14 protein-coding genes are annotated in these 19,700 nt (G+C 59.2%); 8 read left to right on the top strand and 6 right to left on the bottom strand.

Features of this window, described 5'->3' with window-relative positions; translation table 11 throughout:
• Window positions 1-42 precede the first annotated feature (42 nt).
• The 7 genes from TERRO_RS22360 to TERRO_RS18100 all read left to right on the top strand — a co-directional run bounded on the left by TERRO_RS22360 (window position 43) and on the right by TERRO_RS18100 (window position 5,937).
• Window positions 43-696 (top strand): DUF4136 domain-containing protein, encoded by a 654-nt coding sequence (locus TERRO_RS22360; protein WP_014787149.1) that lies wholly within the window; start codon window positions 43-45, stop codon window positions 694-696.
• Between the two features lie 154 nt (window positions 697-850).
• Window positions 851-1,435, top strand: a complete 585-nt coding sequence (locus tag TERRO_RS18075) for a hypothetical protein (protein ID WP_014787150.1) — start codon at window positions 851-853, stop codon at window positions 1,433-1,435.
• A 102-nt stretch (window positions 1,436-1,537) separates the two neighbouring features.
• Window positions 1,538-2,089, top strand: coding sequence for a glutathione peroxidase (locus tag TERRO_RS18080; protein WP_425358494.1), 552 nt, complete (start codon window positions 1,538-1,540; stop codon window positions 2,087-2,089).
• A gap of 512 nt (window positions 2,090-2,601) precedes the next feature.
• Window positions 2,602-2,841 carry an OsmC family protein gene (locus TERRO_RS23520; protein WP_052313388.1) on the top strand — a complete coding sequence of 80 codons (240 nt, stop codon included), beginning with the start codon at window positions 2,602-2,604 and terminating at the stop codon, window positions 2,839-2,841.
• Between the two features lie 181 nt (window positions 2,842-3,022).
• Window positions 3,023-3,919, top strand: coding sequence for a hypothetical protein (locus tag TERRO_RS18090; RefSeq protein ID WP_014787153.1), 897 nt, complete (start codon window positions 3,023-3,025; stop codon window positions 3,917-3,919).
• Between the two features lie 228 nt (window positions 3,920-4,147).
• Window positions 4,148-4,906 (top strand): 3-keto-disaccharide hydrolase, encoded by a 759-nt coding sequence (locus TERRO_RS18095; protein ID WP_041593500.1) that lies wholly within the window; start codon window positions 4,148-4,150, stop codon window positions 4,904-4,906.
• A gap of 272 nt (window positions 4,907-5,178) precedes the next feature.
• A complete protein-coding gene (locus TERRO_RS18100) occupies window positions 5,179-5,937 on the top strand; it encodes a 3-keto-disaccharide hydrolase (protein ID WP_245536145.1) in 759 nt (252 codons plus the stop codon).
• Window positions 5,938-6,240: 303 nt separating this feature from the next.
• Here the strand turns inward: TERRO_RS18100 and TERRO_RS18105 are convergent, their stop codons facing one another.
• The 6 genes from TERRO_RS18105 to rplA form a co-directional block, all read right to left on the bottom strand.
• On the bottom strand, window positions 6,241-6,768 hold the full coding sequence (locus TERRO_RS18105; protein ID WP_014787156.1) for a DsbA family protein: 528 nt from the start codon (window positions 6,766-6,768) through the stop codon (window positions 6,241-6,243).
• 173 nt (window positions 6,769-6,941) lie between these two features.
• Window positions 6,942-11,135, bottom strand: a complete 4,194-nt coding sequence (rpoC, locus tag TERRO_RS18110) for a DNA-directed RNA polymerase subunit beta' (RefSeq protein ID WP_014787157.1) — start codon at window positions 11,133-11,135, stop codon at window positions 6,942-6,944.
• 149 nt (window positions 11,136-11,284) lie between these two features.
• On the bottom strand, window positions 11,285-15,766 hold the full coding sequence (rpoB, locus tag TERRO_RS18115) for a DNA-directed RNA polymerase subunit beta (RefSeq protein ID WP_014787158.1): 4,482 nt from the start codon (window positions 15,764-15,766) through the stop codon (window positions 11,285-11,287).
• 670 nt (window positions 15,767-16,436) lie between these two features.
• Window positions 16,437-16,811 carry a 50S ribosomal protein L7/L12 gene (rplL, locus tag TERRO_RS18120; protein ID WP_014787159.1) on the bottom strand — a complete coding sequence of 125 codons (375 nt, stop codon included), beginning with the start codon at window positions 16,809-16,811 and terminating at the stop codon, window positions 16,437-16,439.
• A 149-nt stretch (window positions 16,812-16,960) separates the two neighbouring features.
• Window positions 16,961-17,647 carry a 50S ribosomal protein L10 gene (rplJ, locus tag TERRO_RS18125; protein WP_014787160.1) on the bottom strand — a complete coding sequence of 229 codons (687 nt, stop codon included), beginning with the start codon at window positions 17,645-17,647 and terminating at the stop codon, window positions 16,961-16,963.
• An 87-nt stretch (window positions 17,648-17,734) separates the two neighbouring features.
• Window positions 17,735-18,445, bottom strand: a complete 711-nt coding sequence (gene rplA / locus TERRO_RS18130; protein WP_014787161.1) for a 50S ribosomal protein L1 — start codon at window positions 18,443-18,445, stop codon at window positions 17,735-17,737.
• 577 nt (window positions 18,446-19,022) lie between these two features.
• Here rplA and TERRO_RS22365 point away from each other — a divergent pair.
• Window positions 19,023-19,685 (top strand): VanZ family protein, encoded by a 663-nt coding sequence (locus tag TERRO_RS22365; protein WP_014787162.1) that lies wholly within the window; start codon window positions 19,023-19,025, stop codon window positions 19,683-19,685.
• Window positions 19,686-19,700 lie beyond the last annotated feature (15 nt).

Here is a 19,700-nt window from a genome sequence, read left to right on the forward strand (position 1 = left end):
GCTCCGGCTCGTCCAATAGGCAGGAACGAGAAGGAGTTCAACATGCGCACCATTCCTGGAACGATTGCAGTAGCTGCTCTGCTTGTAGCTGCGCCCGCTTTTTTCGCGGGCACGTGTCAGGCGCAGAGCGTCCACACGGATTATGACCATCATGCGGATTTCAGCCGCTACCACACCTTCTGCGTCGATCGGGTGCATGCCGCCGATCCGCTATATGAGGGACGCCTGCGCGACTCGCTGGGTGTTTCGCTGACGCACCGCGGCCTGAAGCAGTCGGGACAGACGCTGCGGACACGCAACGATCCGGGCGCAGCGCCTGTGGAAGTGCAGAGCGGTTGCGACCTGGCTGTGCGTGCCATTGGCAGCGTGCGGAATCAGCAGGAGTACACGACGTTCTACAACGGCTTTGGTCCCGGCTGGGGCTATGGCGGATGGGGCGGCGGCTATGGCTTTGGCGGCGGATGGGGTGGGCCGTGGGGCGGCTTCGGTGGTGGCCCGGCGATCACGCGTGTAGAGCAGATCCCCGTCGGTACGCTGGTGGTCGACCTGTATGACACGCGGACGAAGAAACTGGTCTTTCGCGGCATCTCGACCTCGAATGTGAGCAGCCATGCGAGTACGAATACGCGGCGGCTGAATATCTCGATCGACAAGATGTTCAAGAAGTTTCCGCCGAAGGACAAGGACAAAGGCTAGGCCAGCAGAGTTCATTTGAGAGAGCGCCCCATGTGGGCGCTCTTTCTGCGTTGCGGACAGGTTTGGGAAGCAAAGTGGTGCGATTCAAGCGCAATGCTCGATACCGCACAACTCGCGCGGTCGCGGGGGACTCCCACTGAGCTGAGGTAATCCTGTGAAAACAATTTTGAAGGTGTGGATGCCGGTCGCGGCTGCACTTGTACTGTTTTTCGGCACTGCGCCGGCTGCACCTGCCCAGATCTCTTTCGGAGTGAACATTGGCGGCGGACCACCGCAGTGTCCATACGGTTATTACGACTATGCGCCGTATAACTGCTCGCCTTACGGGTACTACGGACAGGATTGGTTCAACAATGGCGCGTTCTACGGCGCGGGTCCGTGGTTCCGTGGTCCTGCGGGCTTTCGCGGCTCGGTGAATCGTCACTACGACCCACACTTCGGCTATCGCGGAGGGTTCCCGGGCCGCGGTGCGCCTGGCTACTATCGCGGCGGTGAGATCCATGGCTTCGCGGGTAATCAGTACCGTACCGGCAGCGGGGCCTATCGCGGCGGTGGACGGCCCGGTGGTGGCTTCCAGGGTGGCGGACGTCCTGGTGGCTTCCAAGGTGGTGGACGCCCCGGTGGTGGTGGATTCCAGGGTGGTCGTCCCGGTGGCGGTGGTTTCCAGGGCGGTGGTCGTCCCGATGGTGGCGGCGGTCGTCCTGGTGGCGGTGGACACGACGGCGGCGGTCGTCGCTAGGATCGCCTGATGCAAACGGAACGCCCACCCGATGGTGGGCGTTCCTGTTGGTGCGAACTTATAATTCCGGCAGTTAGCAAACTATGTGAGTGGGGTGGGACTGTGCGGACACGGATGATGCTGTTGTTGCTTTGCTCGAGCCTGGCGGCGTATGCCGGGACGGCCAAGGAAGTTTATAAGTACCCGCTGAAGACGATCGATGGCGAGAAGACTTCGCTGGCGCCTTATAAGGGTAAGGTCCTGATGGTCGTGAATGTGGCGAGTGCGTGCGGCTACACGCCGCAGTATGCTGCGCTGGAATCGGTCTATGAGAAGTACAAGGACAAGGGTCTGGTGATTGTCGGCGTGCCGGCGAATAACTTCGGCGGGCAGGAGTCGGGTACCGAGGCGGAGATCAAGACCTTCTGCAATCGGAAGTATCACGTGACGTTTCCGATGATGTCGAAGGTATCGGTGCTGGGTGCGGACAAGACGCCGCTGTACCAGTACCTGACGGACAAGACGACGGATCCTAACTTTAGCGGTGAGATCAAGTGGAACTTCACCAAGTTCCTGATTGGCCGGGATGGTCAGCCGGTGAACCGGTTTGAGCCGGCGACCAAGCCGGATTCGCCGGAGGTAATTGCGGCGATTGAGGGTGCGTTGAAGAAGTAAGTATGCTGGGTCTCAAGGTCGCGGCTTCAGCCGCTGAGGGACGTTTGGGATTGCCAAGCAGACCTCAGGGGCTGAAGCCCCTTTCATTTTTGGGGGCTGGTGCGGCACGGCTGAAAGCCGTGCCCTTACGATTCGTGCCTTCCTCCGCATCTTTCGAGCGATGTTATAGGTTGGGCTTTCAGCCCTCTGGGGCTTGGGCGATGGCGTACCCAGGCCTTCGGCCTGGGCTAAGATGGGTCGCGCCTTTGGCGCTCATTGCTGCGGAGCGGCATGTTTAGCAGTGCCATCGATCTGGCCAACAGGAACAGGCTTCAGCTGATGAGGGCAAATCCCTCAGGGGCTGAAGCCCGGTTTTCTTTGGGAGGTAGATGGCATGGCTGAAGCCATGTCCCTCCGAAAGAGGTTCGCGCTTTGCGCGAATAACCCACCCTTTCGCGATAGTGCCGCGAAAGAATGGGGCACCCGTTTCGTGCCCACGTTGGGCGGACTGTAAACGGTTCTTCATCGGCGCGATGCAGCTCATTGCGGGTCCGCAGAAGATTGTGCTGAAGGATGTGTCAATCGACTCATCCGTTAGCTTTGGGCCGGTGGCCGATGGTGGCAAGGGCTTCGGCATTGGCGTGGACATGGTCATTCATCTGCCCGGTCTTGAGCGGGAGCAGGCTGAGAAGCTGGTGCATGATGCGCACGAGGTTTGTCCGTACTCGAACGCTACGCGCGGGAATATTGATGTGAATCTTTCGGTGGCTTGAAGGTCCGCTCGCAGGACAGTAACAGGCGCCGACGGGCGTCTGTTACTGTCCTCACTTCTCCCGCGTTTTACGGCGGCCTCGAACGCGCATCGGTGTCAAGGCGTCTCTACTCACGGTGAGTCACCAGTGAATTGCGCTTGCAACTTTTGCCGCTGAAAATGTTCTATAAATAGTTCACCTCATGGCAAATACTTCCGACCCATCGCTCTTGCTGCAGCAGCTTTTCCGGGACGACCTAAACCAGAAGTTCAAAGCTCTGATTGAAACGAAGCATTTATATCAGCGGGTAAAGCTCGAAACCGATCGATCTCAGGTTCCGCACGACAAGAACTCGCTTTGGGCCGAATCAGGCGTACTAGACCGTTTCGACGCTTACATCTCCCGCCCTTTTCAATTGCTCCGATCAGACGAGGACGTGGACGTGAACGCGCGACAACCGTTCATTGTGCTGCGAAACATGAAGCTATTCTGCCCAAGTTGCAAATGCAGAGAGGCATTTGCGGAGATATACCATCAGGACATTACTCGGTCTCATAACCCTTTCGCCGAAGTGACGGTTAAGCTTCAAGCGCCACTTTCCGATTCACTGCAAATCTTTTGTATCGCTTATCAATGTCAGATATGCAAGGGCGACCCGATCACCTTTATCATTCGGCGAACGAAGACACACCTCTCCATTGATGGCCGGTCTCCGATTGAGGGAATTGCAGTGGCAAAGTACATTCCGGAAGAAGAACGAGGCTACATGGAAGCCAGCATACTCTCGCACCAATGCGGAATGACTCTAGCTGCGATTCTATACCTGCGGGTCTTTATCGAGCAGTTTGCCCGTCGCGTGACCAGACTTGAAGGCCGCACGACAGGGGACGAGTTACTCGACGCTTATTCTGCCCTTTTAGTTGAAACGCATCGGGCAGCCATGCCGTCTCTGAAGAGCTGCTATGACCGGCTTAGCGTCGCAATACACGGTGGAGTCGATGACTTGGAGATGTATCAGGATGTGAGCAATCTCGTGAATAAGCACTTTGATCTCCGACGGGCCCTGGGGACTACGCTTCCGGTCGGCCCTAAATCTTGAGAGCCCTTTCGGCGTCTTACTGCTACATGGCCAAGCTATGACGCGTTGTTCCATTACAAAGCATTGACGTTTGGAAGTAGTCCTACCATTAGCACTCATGACTCTTGGCCCTAGTCGCACCATAGATACCTAACTACTGTTCGTGACTGCCGGACGATAATAATAAGGGTCGACAAACGGTCGGCGAATGCTGGGTGTAGATACCTTTGAAGCGGTATGCTGTTCGTCATGAAGAGAGTGGTTGCTGCTGTCGTGTTGAGTCTTTCGCTTGTTGCGTCCACCGTGTCTGCGCAGGCAGTCAATACGCTTACCCAAAAGGAGAAAACCGAGGGTTGGCGGCTGTTGTTTGATGGCAAGACGACGGATGGGTGGCGGAGTGCCCGGGGTGGTGGCTTTCCTTCGACGGGGTGGGCGGTGCAGGATGGCACGCTGACCGTGACGGAGACGGGTGGCGAGGAGGCGGGCAATGGTGGCGATATTGTTACGACGCGCACCTATGAGAACTTTGAGCTGCAGGTCGACTTCAAGACTTCGCCGGGTGCTAACTCCGGGATTATGTACTTTGTGGACCTGGACCTGATGCCGTGGCATAACGGGCATGGGTCGCCGATTGGGTTTGAGTACCAGGTGCTGGATGATGCGCTGCATCCGGATGCGAAGCGCGGCAAGGATGGCGACCGGACGGTGGCGTCACTCTATGACATGATTCCGGCGGCGAAGGATAAGCCGATCAAGCCTGTAGGCGAGTGGAATACGGCGCGCATTGTGGTGCGTGGGCAGCATGGCGAGCACTGGCTGAATGGTGTGAAGGTGCTGGAGTATGACCTGGATTCGCCGGAGTTTCAGGCGATTCTGGCAGGGAGTAAGTACAAGGTGTTTCCTAGTTATGGGCATGGCGGGAAGGGCTACATCCTGCTGCAGGACCATGGGTTTCCGGTGTGGTTTCGGAATGTGAAGGTTCGGGAGTTGGCGGGTAGCGGGCGGTAGATCCCACCCGTTCTAAGGTCTTCGCTGGGTGCGTGCCGGCTGATAAGAAATCCCTCAGCGGCTGAAGCCGGTTTTGTTTTGGGTTTGTAATGGCATGGCTGAAGCCATGCCCCTCCGAAAGAAGTCGCGCTTCCGCGCGATACCCACCTTAGCTGCGCGAAGGTGGGGCACCCAGTCGGCTTCCCCGCTTGTTTTATCGGTAGCTGAAGAACCCACGTCTCACGTGCGAGACGTGGGGCACCCGGTTGCATTTTGGGGCTATGCTGTTTGGCATGAAGAGAGCGCTTGCTGCCGTTGTGTTGAGTCTTTCGCTTGCTGCGTCTGCTGTGTCTGCGCAGATGGTGAACACGCTTACGCCGAAGGAGAAAGCCGACGGGTGGCAGCTGCTGTTTGATGGCAAGACGACCGATGGGTGGCGGAGTGCCCGCGGTGGTGGCTTTCCTGCGACGGGATGGGCGGTGCGGGATGGCGCGCTGACCGTGACGGAGGCGGGCGGTGAGGAGGCGGGCAATGGTGGCGACATTGTGTCGACGCGCACCTATGGGGATTTTGAGCTGTCGGTGGACTTCAAGCTTTCACCGGGTGCGAACTCCGGGATCAAGTACTTTGTGGACCTGGATATGACGCCGGGCCACGAGGGCCATGGGTCGGCCATTGGGTTTGAGTACCAGGTGCTGGACGATGCGGTGCATCCGGATGCGAAGAAGGGCAAGGATGGCGACCGGACGGTGGCGTCACTCTATGACATGATTCCGGCGGCGAAGGATAAGCCGATCAAGCCCATCGGTGAGTGGAATACCGCTCGTATTGTGGTGCGCGGGAAGCATGGCGAGCACTGGCTGAATGGTGTGAAGGTGCTGGAGTACGACCGCGATTCGCCTGCGTTTAGGGAGGTTGTGGCGGCGAGTAAGTTCAGTGGCTATCCGGGGTTTGGTGCGAAGGATAGCGGGTACCTGCTGCTGCAGGATCATGGGTTTCCGGTTTCGTTTCGGAATTTGAAGATTCGGGAGTTGGGTGGGGGTGCGAGGTAGGTCGCACGTTTGAGGCTCTCCGCTGGGTGCGTGCCGGCGGATCAGAGATCCCTCAGCGGCTGAAGCCGGTTTTGTTTTGGGTTTGTAATGGCATGGCTGAAGCCATGCCCCTCCGAAAAAGGTCGCGCTTTCGCGCGATGCCCACCTGAGCTGCGCGAAGGTGGGGCACCCGGTTTTGTGGCTTCCCGCTTGTTTCTACGAAGCTAAAATACCCACGTCTCAGGTGCGAGACGTGGGGCACCCGGATTTGTGCGCTTCCTGTATGAGTTGTCAGGAAAGACAGAACTGGGCCTGGTTGCTGGGTTACTTTTCGGTTGCTGCTGTGATGGCTGCTTTGAGGGTTTCGTAGTCGAAGGGGGCGTCGTGGCGGAGGCCGTTGAGGAAGAAGGTGGGGGTGCCGTGGACGCCGCTGGCTTCTCCGCTGGCGATGTCCTTCTCGATGAGTGCGGTGAAATTGCTGCCGTCGAGGGCTTCTTCGAGCTTTTGGGGGCTTAGGCCGAGCTCGGAGGCGAGTTCAGGGAAGAGATCGCCGCTCATCTCGGATTGGTTTTCGTAGAGGGCGTCGTGCATCTCCCAGAACTTGCCTTCACTTGCAGCGAACTCGGCAGTCTCCGCCGCGGGTTCTGAGTAGCGGTGCATGGTCAGCGGAAAGTTGCGATGGACGAAGCGGAGGCGATCGCCGAAGTGCTTCTGCAACTGCTTGACGATGGGGTAGGCGACGCCGCAGGTGGGGCACTGGTAATCGCCGTACTCGACGAGTGTGACGGCGGCGCGGGCGTTGCCCTGGGCGTGGTCGTCTTCACTTACCGGGAGAGAGAGTTTTTTGGTCATGATGCTCCTGTGGCTCGCGTGCGGTGCTGCGGCCTTCACGGGGTGTGATGCGGGAATGGGACGAGGGTCCGTGCGCCACCGCGAGTCATAAACGGTTGGAGTTTGCGATACCAAGCAGAAGGGCCGACTCTTTCGAGTCGGCCCTTCTGGTTTGGAGCGGTTGTGGCTGTCCGTTATTCGGCGGCGAGCTCTTCCTGCTCGCCTTCCATACGCATTGCTTCGAGCTCGCGCTCTTCGGCGTCGTGCGCTTCCTGGACTTCCTGCTGGATCTTCGCTGCCGCCTCTTCCAGCTCGGGTGAGAGCTGAACGTTGCGGTAGTACTCCATGCCGGTGCCGGCGGGGATGAGGCGGCCGACGATGACGTTCTCCTTCAGGCCGCGGAGGGTATCCACGGCGCCGTTGATGGACGCCTCGGTGAGGACGCGGGTCGTCTCCTGGAAGCTGGCGGCCGAGATGAAGCTGTCGGTGGACAGCGACGCCTTGGTGATGCCGAGCAGGAGCGGACGGCCGGTGGCGATACGGCCACCTTCCTTGGCAACACGATCGTTCTCCGCGTCGAAACGGAAGCGGTCGATCTGCTGCTCCATGAGGAAGTTGGTGTCGTTGACTTCGTCCACCTTCACCCAGCGCAGCATCTGCCGCACGATGGTTTCGATGTGCTTGTCGCTGATGGCCACGCCCTGCAGACGGTAGACTTCCTGGATCTCGTTGACCAGGTACTTCTGCAGTTCCTTCTCGCCGAGAACAGCCAGGACGTCGTGCGGGTTCAGCGGGCCGTCGAAGAGTTTTTCGCCGGCTGCCAGACGCTCACCTTCCTGCACGTTCACGTAGATGGAGCGGGGTACGGAGTACTCGCGCTCTTCGCCGTTGTCGCCGGTGATGTAGATCTTGCGCTGACCCTTCACCACATCGCCGAAGCGGATGACACCGTCGATCTCAGCGATGGTGGCTGTCTCACGCGGCTTACGCGCTTCGAACAGTTCCACAACGCGGGGCAGACCGCCCGTGATGTCCTTGGTACGGGTGGACTCACGCGGGATCTTGGCGAGGATGTCGCCGGGGGCGACCTCTTCTCCATCCGCGATCATCAGGTAAGCACGCGACGGCATCAGGTAACGCTTCTTGGAACCGTCATGGCCGTTGATCATCAGAGCGGGCTGACGCTTTTCATCGGGAGCGTCCGCAACCACCAGGCGCGACAGGCCGGTGACTTCGTCCACTTCGTCGTTGAGCGTGATGCCTTCCTGAAGATCCTTGAACTGGATGACGCCGCCGATTTCGGTGACGATCGAGTAGGTGTAAGGATCCCACTCACCGATCGTGGTGCCGATGTCGACCTGAGCTCCATCTTCCACGCGCAGCTTCGCGCCGTAGACGATGGGGTAACGCTCACGCTCACGGCCCTTGTCGTCGATGATGGCGACCTGGCCCGAACGGTTCATGGCAACCAGGTTGCCGTCCTTGGCGCGCACGGTGTTCAGGTTGATGTACTTCAGCATGCCGGCGTTCTTGGCGTCGAGGCGCGACTGATCCGAGACACGCGATGCGGTTCCACCGACGTGGAAGGTACGCATCGTGAGCTGGGTACCAGGCTCACCAATGGACTGTGCCGCGATGACGCCGACGGCTTCGCCCATTTCGACCATCTTGCCCGAACCGAGGTTACGGCCGTAGCAAAGTTTGCAGACGCCGCGCTTGGATTCGCACGTGAGTACCGAGCGGATCTTGACCTTCTCAACGCCGGCAGCCTGAATGTCGGTCGCCTTCGTCTCGTCGATCTCCTGGTTCACGTTGACGATGACCTTGCCATCGACATCCTTGAACTGCTCCAGCGTGACGCGGCCGATGATACGGTCACGCAACGGCTCGATGATCTCGCCGGCTTCAATGATCGGCGTGACATAGATGCCCTGCGTGGTGCCGCAATCGGACTCGGTGATGATAACGTCCTGTGCCACGTCGACGAGGCGGCGGGTCAGGTAGCCCGAGTCAGCGGTCTTCAGCGCGGTATCCGCCAGGCCCTTACGAGCGCCGTGGGTCGAGATGAAGTACTGCTGCACGGTGAGGCCTTCACGGAAGTTTGCCGTGATGGGCACTTCGATGATTTCGCCCGACGGCTTCGCCATCAGTCCACGCATACCGCTGAGCTGACGAATCTGCTGCTTGGAACCACGCGCACCGGAATCGGCCATGATGTAGATCGGGTTCATGACTCCTTCCTTGTCAGCCTGCTTCATGTTGTTGAACATCTCATCGGCGACGCGCTCGGTAACTCCCGACCACATCTGGATGACCTTGTTCGAACGCTCGCCGTTGGTGATGGCGCCGTCCAGGTACTGCTGCTGCACGGCGATGACCTGCTTTTCGGCCTCGTGCACAACGGTGTACTTGGAAGCCGGGATGACCATGTCATCGAGACCAACGGACAGACCCGAACGCGTCGCGTAATGGAAGCCGAGTTCCTTGATGCGGTCGAGCGCCTTCACCGTGACTTCGAGGCCCAGGTTCAGGTAGCAGTAGTTGATGAGCTGTCCGATGCCCTTCTTCTTGAGGAGGCCGTTGACGTACGGCATGCCGTCAGGAAGAGCGTCGTTCAGGATGGCGCGGCCGACGGTCGTCGAGATGAACTGCTTGTTGTACTCGACAACTTCCGTGTGCGTCAGATCCTGGTCGTCATACGCGGTCGTCAGATCGAGCACGGGACCGGTGTAACGCAGACGGATGGGCGACAACGTCTCAACCTGCTTGGCTTCGAGCGCCATCAGCACTTCTTCGATGTTCGCGAAGACGCGGCCCTCGCCCTTCGCGCCAACCTTGGCCTTGGTCACGTAGTACAGACCGAGGACGAGATCCTGCGTGGGGACGGTGATGGGCTGACCCGATGCGGGCGACAGGATGTTGTGCGCAGCGAGCATCAGGACCGATGCTTCGACCTGTGCTTCCGGCGACAGCGGGATGTGAACGGCCATCTGATCGCCGTCGAAGTCGGCGTTGAAGGCCGTGCAGACGAGCGGGTGGATCTTGATTGCCTTGCCTTCAACGAGCACCGGCTCAAACGCCTGGATACCCAGACGGTGGAGGGTTGGTGCGCGGTTCAGAAGGACCGGGTGATCCTTGATGACCTCTTCTAGGATGTCCCAGACGATGGGCTCCTGCATCTCGACCATTTCCTTGGCCTGCTTGATCGTGGTGCAATGACCAGTCTGCTCAAGGCGGTGGTAGATGAAGGGCTTGAAGAGCTCAAGTGCCATCTTCTTCGGCAGGCCGCACTGGTGGAGCTTCAGCTCTGGTCCGACGACGATAACGGAACGGCCCGAGTAATCGACGCGCTTACCAAGAAGGTTCTGACGGAAGCGGCCCTGCTTGCCCTTGAGGGTGTCGGAGAGCGACTTGAGCGGACGGTTGTTCGCGCCACGCAGCACGCGGCCACGGCGGCCGTTGTCGAACAGAGCGTCGACTGCTTCCTGCAGCATGCGCTTTTCGTTCCGCACAATCACTTCAGGCGCATGGAGGTCCATGAGCTTCTTGAGGCGGTTGTTACGGTTGATGACGCGGCGGTACAGGTCATTCAAATCGGAGGTTGCGAAGCGGCCACCATCCAGCGGCACGAGGGGGCGAAGCTCAGGCGGGATCACGGGGATCACGTCGAGAATCATCCACTGGGGCTTGTTGTCCGAACGACGGAAGGCCTCAACGACCTTCAGGCGCTTGGCATACTTCAGCTTCTTCTGAAGGCTCTGCTCGACCTTCATCTTCTCGCGCATTTCAATGGCGAGCTCTTCAATCTCAACGCGCTTGAGCAGTTCCTTGATGGCTTCTGCGCCCATCATGGCCTTGAAGCCCGAGGGACGGTACTGCTGGTCGAGCTCGCGGAAGCGGGTCTCGTCCTTGATGATCTCGCGCTCCTTGACGGGCGCATCACCGGCGTCGATGACGACGTACGATTCGAAGTAAAGAACAGCCTCGAGCTCGCGCAGCGAGATGTCGAGCAGGTGGCCGATACGCGACGGCAGGCCCTTGAAGAACCAGACGTGCGAGCAGGGCGAAGCCAGCTCAATGTGGCCCAGGCGCTCACGACGGACCTTCGACAGTGTGACTTCAACGCCGCACTTGTCGCAGATAACGCCGCGGTGCTTCATGCGCTTGTACTTGCCGCAGAGGCATTCCCAGTCGGTGATGGGTCCGAAGATACGCGCGCAGAAGAGGCCATCGCGCTCCGGCTTGAAGGTACGGTAGTTGATCGTCTCGGGCTTGGTCACTTCACCGTGCGACCACGAACGGATCTTCTCGGGGGAAGCGAGAGAGATACGGATCGCGTCAAAGTCGGTGATGGGGCCGGACAGTTCAAAGGGGCTCGAACGGAACATGTTGTTAGTCTCCGTGCAGTCGCGGCGGTTTGCCGGTCCTGCGGTTGTGCTGCTGTTCGCGGTCACTTGTGGCGGGCCGCATGCCCTAATCCAAAAAGTTTGCGCGTGAGGTGAGCAGGGGAGGATGAGTCCCCTGCTCTTCACACGACTTAGTCAGCAGCAGCTGCGATGGGCAGCATCGGGATCTTCTTGAGATCCTCCTGCTTGACCAGCTCGACATCGAGGCAGAGCGACTGCAGCTCGCGGATGAGCACGTTGAACGACTCCGGCACGCCGGGCTCGATCGCCGCCTCGCCCTTCACGATGGCTTCGTAGATCTTGGTACGGCCGAAGACATCGTCGGACTTGGCAGTGAGCAGCTCCTGCAGGATGTATGCAGCGCCATAAGCTTCAAGCGCCCACACTTCCATCTCACCGAAGCGCTGTCCGCCGAACTGTGCCTTACCACCCAGCGGCTGCTGCGTGATGAGGGAGTACGGTCCGATGGAACGCGCGTGGATCTTGTCGTCCACAAGGTGGCTCAGCTTCAGCATGTAGATGTAGCCAACGGTGACCGGCTGTTCGAACGGCTCGCCGGTCATACCGTCGAACAGTTCGGACTTGCCCGAGGAGGGCAGACCAGCCGCTGCGAGGAGCGCCTTGATCTCCGTCTCACGTGCGCCGTCGAAGACCGCGGTGCCGAACCAGATGCCACGCTTCATGCCGGCCGCAACACGCACCGTCATTTCGTCATCCAGTTCCAGCAGCTGGTTGAGAGCAGCCGTGTCCTTGAAGCGCGCCTTGAAGAGCTCGCGGATCTCGTTGGCATTCTCAGCCTGTGCTGCCATCTCGGCGATCATGGCGCCCAGCTTGTGCGCGGCCCATCCAAGATGCGTCTCGAGGATCTGACCGACGTTCATACGCGAAGGCACGCCAAGCGGATTCAGCACGATCTCAACGGGGGTACCGTCGGGAAGGTACGGCATGTCCTCTTCCGGCAGGATGCGAGCAACGACACCCTTGTTACCGTGACGGCCTGCCATCTTGTCGCCGACTGAGAGACGGCGCTTCATCGCGATGTACACCTTGACCATCTTGATGACGCCCGGGCTCAGTTCATCGCCCTTCTGCAGCTTGCTGATCTTCTCATTGGTGATCTTGCGCAGAACATCGATCTGGCGCGAGGTCATCTCTTCGATCTCATCGATCTGCTCGTTCACGCGGGGATCCTTGTCGGCGTAACGGATACGCTTCAGGTTGCGCGTGCTGATCAGCTCGATGGTATCGCGGTCGAGGTTATCGCCCTTCGAGAGCAGCTTCTTGTTGGTGCGCTCGTCATGCAGGTCAGCCTGCACTTCCTTGCCACCCAGGATTGCCTCAAGGCGCTTGAGACGCTCGTCCGTCAGAATGCGGATTTCGTCAGCCAGGTTCTTCTCCAGCTTCTCAATCTGCTCCTGCTCGATGGACTTCGCGCGCTCGTCCTTTTCCTGACCCTTGCGGGAGAAGATGCGGATGTCGACGACGGTGCCTTCGATACCGGGAGGGCACGTGAGCGAAGCATCGCGAACATCGCCGGCCTTTTCACCGAAGATGGCGCGGAGCAGCTTCTCTTCCGGCGTCAGCTGGGTTTCGCCCTTAGGCGTTACCTTGCCGACGAGGATGTCGTTGTGACCAACCTTTGCACCGATGCGGATGATGCCCGACTCGTCCAGGTCACGCAGAGCGTGCTCGGAGACGTTGGGGATATCGCGCGTGATCTCTTCCGGTCCCAGCTTCGTGTCGCGCGCTTCGATCTCGAACTCCTCGATGTGGATCGAGGTGTAGTAGTCCTCGCGGACCAGCTTTTCCGAGATGAGGATTGCGTCCTCGAAGTTGTAACCGCGCCACGGCATGAAGCCGACGAGCACGTTACGGCCAAGACCCAACTCGCCCTGCTCTGTGCAAGGACCATCTGCGATGACCTGGCCCTTCAGAACACGGTCACCCTTGCGGACGATCGGCTTCTGATTGATGCAGGTGTTCTGGTTGGAGCGCTTGAACTTCGTGAGCTGGTAGATGTCCGAACCAACCTCACGCGACAGCTGCGTGGGGTGATGCTCGCCTTCTACACGGACGATGATGCGCTCGGAGTCGACCGAGTCGATGATGCCGTTACGACGGGCAAGGATCACAGCGCCGGAGTCGCGCGCGGTGACGCCTTCCATGCCGGTACCGACAAACGGAGCCTCTGCGACGAGCAGGGGAACCGACTGGCGCTGCATGTTGGCGCCCATCAGTGCGCGGTTCGCGTCATCGTGCTCAAGGAAGGGCACGAGCGATGCGGCCACGGAGACGAGCTGCTTCGGCGAGACGTCGATGTAATCGACCTCAGCCTGCGGCACCAGGACGAAGTTACCCTGGCGGCGAGCGTTGACCAGATCTTCGGTCAGCTTGCCGTTCTCATCGAGCGTGATGTTTGCCTGCGCGATCGTGTGGCGATCCTCTTCCCATGCGGACAGGTAGAACGAGAACGGCTCGGTCTCAAGGACACGCTTGCCATCCTTCGCCAGCTGCTGCTTGAGCGCGTGCGACTCGTTGATCTCAATCGGATCACCCTGACGGAAGCCGCTCTCACCCGCGTTGGTGACGGCGACGTAGTCGACGACCTGACCGTCCTTGACCTTGCGGTAAGGCGACTCGATGAAGCCGTACTCGTTGATGCGCGCGAAGCACGACAGCGACGAGATGAGACCGATGTTCGGGCCTTCCGGCGTTTCAATCGGGCAGATACGGCCGTAGTGAGTGGGGTGAACGTCGCGGACTTCGAAGCCAGCGCGCTCACGCGACAGACCACCAGGTCCAAGGGCCGACAGACGGCGCTTGTGCGTGATCTCGCTCAAGGGGTTCGTCTGATCCATGAACTGCGACAGCTGCGAGGATCCGAAGAACTCGCGGATGGCAGCCATCACGGGCTTGGCGTTGATGAGGTCGTGCGGCATCGCCGTCGACATCTCCTGGTAGACGCTCATCTTTTCCTTGATGGCGCGCTCCATACGCACAAGACCGATGCGGAACTGATTCTCCATCAGCTCGCCAACCGCGCGGACGCGACGGTTGCCAAGGTGATCGATGTCGTCCACAAGGCCGATGTTGCGACGCAGCTTGAGCAGGTAACGGATGGTTCCGTAGAAGTCTTCCGGCGTCAGCGTGCGCTTGTCCAGGTTGGTTGCGTCCTGGCTCTCGTACAGCTTGATGTTGAACTTGAGACGGCCCACGCGCGAGAAGTCATACTTGCGCGGATCGAAGAACATGCCTTCAAAGAGAGCGGTCGCGGTGTCCAGCGTCGGCGGATCGCCCGGACGCAGCTTGCGGTAGATCTCGATGAGAGCTTCCTCAGGCTTGCGCACGGAGTCACGCTTGAGCGTGTTCGTGATGATATTGCCGACGTCATCCTTCTCCGGGAAGAAGACCTCAAAGCCCGTGGAGCCGGTCTGCAGAATCTTGTGCAGCTTGTCCGCGGTGGCTTCCTGGTTTGCTTCGTACAGCAGCTCGCCCGTGGTCAGATCGACCACATCGGCAGCGAAGATGGCATTGTCGAAGTCGCTCTGGGCAACTTCGATTTCCGTCACGCCGCCTGCGCGCATCTTGGCCAGCAGGGACGAGCTGATCTTGCGGTTTGCCGCAACGATCTCCGTGCCGTCTGTGCCGTTGATGGCATTTGCCGGCTTGATGCCGACGATGTTGGTCGTGCCCTCTGCAGGGATCTGCCAGTACATCTTGCCGTCACGCAGCGAGATGTTGTCTGCCGTGTAGAAGGTCTTGAGGATCTCCTCGTCCGTACGCAGGCCGAGCGCGCGCAGGAAGATGGTTCCGAGGAACTTGCGCTTGCGATCGATGCGGACGTACAGGATGTTCTTCTGGTCGTACTCGAACTCAACCCACGAACCGCGGTACGGGATGATCTTGCCGAGGAAGTAGGTACGGTTGTTCGCCGTCTCAAAGAAGACGCCGGGCGAACGGTGCAGCTGCGAGACGATAACGCGCTCGGTGCCGTTGACGATAAACGTACCGTTGGCGGACATGAGGGGGATGTCGCCGAAGAAGACTTCCTGCTCCTTCATGTCGCGCAGGGTCTTTACGCCCGTCTCAGGATCCTTGTCGTAGATCTTGAGCCGGATGGTGACTTTCAGCGGTGCGGCGTAGGTCATGCCGCGCTCTTCGCATTCTGCCTGGTCGTACTTCAGTTGCAGACCGACCGGGTCACCGCACTTGGTGCAGAAGTCAGGGGTGTTCTTGTTGTAGGTACCGCAGAAATGGCAGAGCACGTCGCCCGGGTGGAAGGGGTCGGTGATGACCATGTGGCCGCAGTTCACGCAGGCCGTGCGCAGGTGGTTCAGGCCCTTGAGGTAACCGCACTTACACTCCCAGTTGCCGATGGAGTAATCGACGAACTCGAGCTCGGAGACGTTGCGGAAGTCGGTGATTGGAAACACGGATGTGAAGACCGACTGGAGTCCATTGTCCTCGCGCTCCTGGGGGAGCTTGTCCATCTGCAGGAAGCGCTCATAGCTGCGGCGCTGTACCTCGATGAGGTTCGGGATCTGGATTGCGGTTGGGATCTTCGAAAAATCGAGACGGCTGCGAAGGGCGCGCGTTTCGGTGTTGCTTGCCATACGTTGAGACTCCCCTGGTTCGTGCCGAGGCCTCTCTTGTCCACGTCGCCGCATCCGATGCGTTGACTGACTTGAGAGCCGGAAGATGCCGTGTGGGCGGCTCTTCCGTGGGTGATGTGCGCTTTGAAGACTGCCGGAGTTCTACCTCGGTGAGAACCCTGGCGCGCAGTGAAATGGGCAGAATACCCGGTGGTTGATACGAAAGTCGTTCGGTTGCTACAAAACTGGGTGAGTGTCTTCGTGCTCTCTGGTTCCTGGGACCATTGCGAACAAGTGCCGGACTACTGCGGCCTTCCGGAAAATTTCTCCGGGGACGCGAAATCGCTCACAGGGACAGGAATGCCCGTGAGCGCAAGATCCGACTTTTGCACTGAATCGATGATGAAAATACCTGCCGCCCCTTAGTGAGGTTGCCCGCCTCAGGGTTGCTGCCGCTATTACTTCCAGACTGCACCGCAAACCTCCGCCGCCCGAGGTTTGCAATGGCCGGCTCACAGATGAGCCGGATGAGGTTCGATTGTCGTTTGTGTTCGACCGTCGCGCCGTTACGCAGTCCTACGCAGGGCGGTCATCTTCCAAAAGTAAGGATACTGCGATTGGAAGATTTGTGCAACTTATGAAACACGACAAAGCGGCTCCCGGCTGGAAAGCCGGGAGCCGCATGCCGGAACTACTTGATTTCGACCGTTGCAACGCCGTCGAACTTCTTGGCAACCGCAGCTGCCTCGTCCTTCGAAACGTTCTCCTTGAGGGGCTTGGGAGCGCCGTCAACGAGGTCCTTCGCTTCCTTCAGGCCGAGAGCCGTAACTTCACGCACCATCTTGATGGTGTTGATCTTGTTCGCGCCGGCATCCTTGAGGATGACGGTGAACTCGGTCTTCTCTTCTGCAACGGGAGCTGCAGCGCCGCCGCCTGCTGCGGGTGCTGCAACAGCTGCTGCTGCTGCCGAAACGCCGAGGCGCTCTTCAAGCTTCTTTACAAGTGCCGAAGCCTCGAGCAGGCTCAGGCTAACGATCGCGTCTTCCAACTGCTGGATGTCTGCCATGATGTTTTCCTTTTAGATCAATCTGGTGATACAAACTCGTGTTGCTGATTACGTCTCCGAAGCGTTCGTACTGCTTCGGCTGCCCTGCTCTTCCGGAAGGTTTCCGATGCGCCCAGACTGCGCACCTTCTGGTTGAACGGAGCGAATCTTTATGCGCCTTCGGCTGGAGCCTCGGTCGCTGCAGCGACCGCCTGCGGCGATGCACCCTCGGTGTCTTCCGCTGCCGGAGCAGCTTCGATCTGAGGTGCTGCCTCAACTGCCGGAGCCTCTTCCGCCGCGGGAGCTTCTGCAACGGGTGCGTCGGCACCCTTTGCAAACTTCTCCTTCTCGACGCCCTGGTTGATAACGACTGCGAGGTCGCGACCAGTTGCGTTGATGACGGTTGCCAGACGCTGTGCCGGAGCATTGATGAGCCACAGCAGCTTGGAGAAGAGCTCTTCCTTGCCCGGCATGGTTGCCAGAGCCTGGACTTCGCTTACGTCGAGGACCTGGCCGTCGACGATGCCCAGCTTAAAGGTGAACTGCGAGTTGTCCTTCACCCAGCCGGCAAGTGCCTTGGCGAGTGCAACGGGGTCGCCCGAGGTGTAAGCGATGGAGCTGACACCCTTGAGACCGCCGAGTGCGCCCTCAATCTTGGTGCCCGCGCCGGCCTTGGGAGCCAGCTTGTTCTTGAGCACGCTGTACTTACCGCCTGCGTTGCGAACAACCTTACGGAGGTCAATGTCCTTGTCCGCGGTCATCGCGGAGAAGGTGCCGATGATAGCAGCGGTCGCGCCCTGGAGGTCTGCTGCCAGTCCCGCGACCTTCTGGTGCTTCTTTGCTTTGGTCAATGCCATGGTTCAATCCTCTGCTGGGCTTTGGCCCAGATAACCGGGCACAGTGGCCCGATCGGAAACATCTGCCGCGCTTTGCGGCGAAAGTCGTTACGCCTTGGCGGCGAGATCGGCGACAGCCTGATCCAGCTCAATGCCAGGGCCCATCGTCGACGAGAGATAGATCGCCTTGATGTACTTGCCCTTTGCGGCGGAAGGCTTTGCCTTCACCACAGCACCGATGACGGTCATGGCGTTCTCGACCAGCTTGATCGCGTCGAAGGAGCTCTTGCCCACGGGAACGTGAACAAGCGCAGTCTTATCTGCGCGGAACTCGACCTTACCGGCCTTGATTTCCTTGACGGCAGCGGCCACATCCGTGGTCACCGTACCGGTCTTCGGATTCGGCATCAAGCCGCGGGGTCCGAGAACCTTACCGAGACGACCGATGGAGCGCATCATGTCCGGCGTTGCGATCAGGGCGTCGAAGTCGGTCCAGGATTCCTTCTGGATCTTCTCAACGAGCTCTTCACCACCAACGATGTCGGCACCAGCCTCAGTCGCCAGGCGCTGGTTTTCAGCGGTGGAGATGACGGCAACCTTCTTCGTTTTGCCAAGGCCGTGCGGCAGGATCACAGTCGCGCGGACCATCTGGTCGGCGTGACGAGTATCCACGCCAAGGCGCAGGGTGATGTCGACGTTCTCATCGAACTTCGCATACTTGATCTTCTGCAGAAGGGGGACCGCGTCGGTCAGGGCGTAGGGGCGGGGCTCAACAGCCGCGCGCGCCTTTGCCAGATTCTTCGAAATCTTACGAGCCATTTGCTATTCCTTTGTCTCCCACCGCACGAACCATTGGACAAAGCGGGCTGATGGATTCTTCTAGCCCAGTGGGTATGCCTCGCGTTGACTACAGCTTTTCGCTTTCGCTCAAGCTCCCCAACGAGGGCCCCACCCTTTGTCCGCAGCGTTACTTCTACGCTGAACCCGCCCCGAATTGCGATTACTCAACTGCTGCGGGGGACGAGCCGTTCGGCCGTGGTGATTGACGAAGCTGCTTGCGCAGACTTCGATGTGCAAGAGGACCGGCGGTACAAAGACACGCACGGAGGCTCAGACACTCTGACTAGTATCCCCGGATTCAAGTGAAATGTCAACGAAAGGGAGAGATTTCCAGCAAGTAGGGCAGTTTGCTGCAAAAGAGTGCGCAATACCTCAATTGTTTACCCGGTCATATCTTCCACCGGGTGGCGTAGTTTGTTGCGCATTGAGAAACATACCGGACGGTTGTATTTGCGATAGATCGCTTGGATAGAACAACTTACCGATGCATAGGACGATGGTCTCTACCGTGCACTTCCTTGTTTGCACTAATACATGTACTGGAGACGATTGCCGCATGAACCTGATCAAGACGTCCGCTTCACCGAAAAACAACCAATACGCATGGCTTCCGGTGTTCTGTGGCATCGCGGTGATTTGCGTGGAGTCGACGAACAAGATGGGGGCCGGTCAGACCGGCATCTGGTTGCGGGAGCTGTTGGGGCTGTTTGGTACCGGTAGCGCTACGGCTGTAGAGATGTTGAACCACTATCTGCGTAAGGGTGGCCACTTCACCGGCTACGGCCTGCTGGGGCTTTTCTTCGCAAGCGCGTGGCTCTCCGTTCTGCGTGGCAGGTATGCCGGCACCTGGAGCACGTTGCGGCTGCGTGCGGGTGCCTTCGGTGTTGCTTCCACGCTGGTCGTTGCGAGTGCCGATGAGATCCACCAGATGTTTTTGCCGTCGCGCGGTGCCTCGATCTGGGATGTGTTACTGGACACGAGTGGCGCACTGACGTTGAACCTGATCGTCTTCGCCTACCTTGCGATGCGCCGCAACGCGATGGTGCAGACGGGACCGGTTCTGACATTAGGACTTTCGATGGTGGGGATTCCACGGCGTATGGCTGGATCGCGTCGTGTGCGCGGTTTTGTGCGTCGGTCGAATCGTAGCGTCTCAGCGATGAAGCGGACGATTCGTCGGAACAACGCGGACCGCTTTCACGCGGTGATTCATGATTAGTGGATTTGGATGATT

The sequence above is a fragment of the Terriglobus roseus DSM 18391 genome, assembly GCF_000265425.1.
Taxonomy (GTDB): Bacteria; Acidobacteriota; Terriglobia; order Terriglobales; family Acidobacteriaceae; genus Terriglobus; species Terriglobus roseus.

Excerpts from the sequence above, each read along its gene's own strand:
- TERRO_RS22360 (WP_014787149.1), top strand. The coding sequence starts at position 43 with ATGCGCACCATTCCTGGAACGATTGCAGTAGCTGCTCTGCTTGTAGCT.
- TERRO_RS23520 (WP_052313388.1), top strand. The coding sequence starts at position 2,602 with ATGCAGCTCATTGCGGGTCCGCAGAAGATTGTGCTGAAGGATGTGTCA.
- TERRO_RS18090 (WP_014787153.1), top strand. The coding sequence starts at position 3,023 with ATGGCAAATACTTCCGACCCATCGCTCTTGCTGCAGCAGCTTTTCCGG.
- TERRO_RS18095 (WP_041593500.1), top strand. The coding sequence starts at position 4,148 with ATGAAGAGAGTGGTTGCTGCTGTCGTGTTGAGTCTTTCGCTTGTTGCG.
- TERRO_RS18100 (WP_245536145.1), top strand. The coding sequence starts at position 5,179 with ATGAAGAGAGCGCTTGCTGCCGTTGTGTTGAGTCTTTCGCTTGCTGCG.
- TERRO_RS18105 (WP_014787156.1), bottom strand. The coding sequence starts at position 6,768 with ATGACCAAAAAACTCTCTCTCCCGGTAAGTGAAGACGACCACGCCCAG.
- rpoC (WP_014787157.1), bottom strand. The coding sequence starts at position 11,135 with ATGTTCCGTTCGAGCCCCTTTGAACTGTCCGGCCCCATCACCGACTTT.
- rpoB (WP_014787158.1), bottom strand. The coding sequence starts at position 15,766 with ATGGCAAGCAACACCGAAACGCGCGCCCTTCGCAGCCGTCTCGATTTT.
- rplL (WP_014787159.1), bottom strand. The coding sequence starts at position 16,811 with ATGGCAGACATCCAGCAGTTGGAAGACGCGATCGTTAGCCTGAGCCTG.
- rplJ (WP_014787160.1), bottom strand. The coding sequence starts at position 17,647 with ATGGCATTGACCAAAGCAAAGAAGCACCAGAAGGTCGCGGGACTGGCA.
- rplA (WP_014787161.1), bottom strand. The coding sequence starts at position 18,445 with ATGGCTCGTAAGATTTCGAAGAATCTGGCAAAGGCGCGCGCGGCTGTT.
- TERRO_RS22365 (WP_014787162.1), top strand. The coding sequence starts at position 19,023 with ATGAACCTGATCAAGACGTCCGCTTCACCGAAAAACAACCAATACGCA.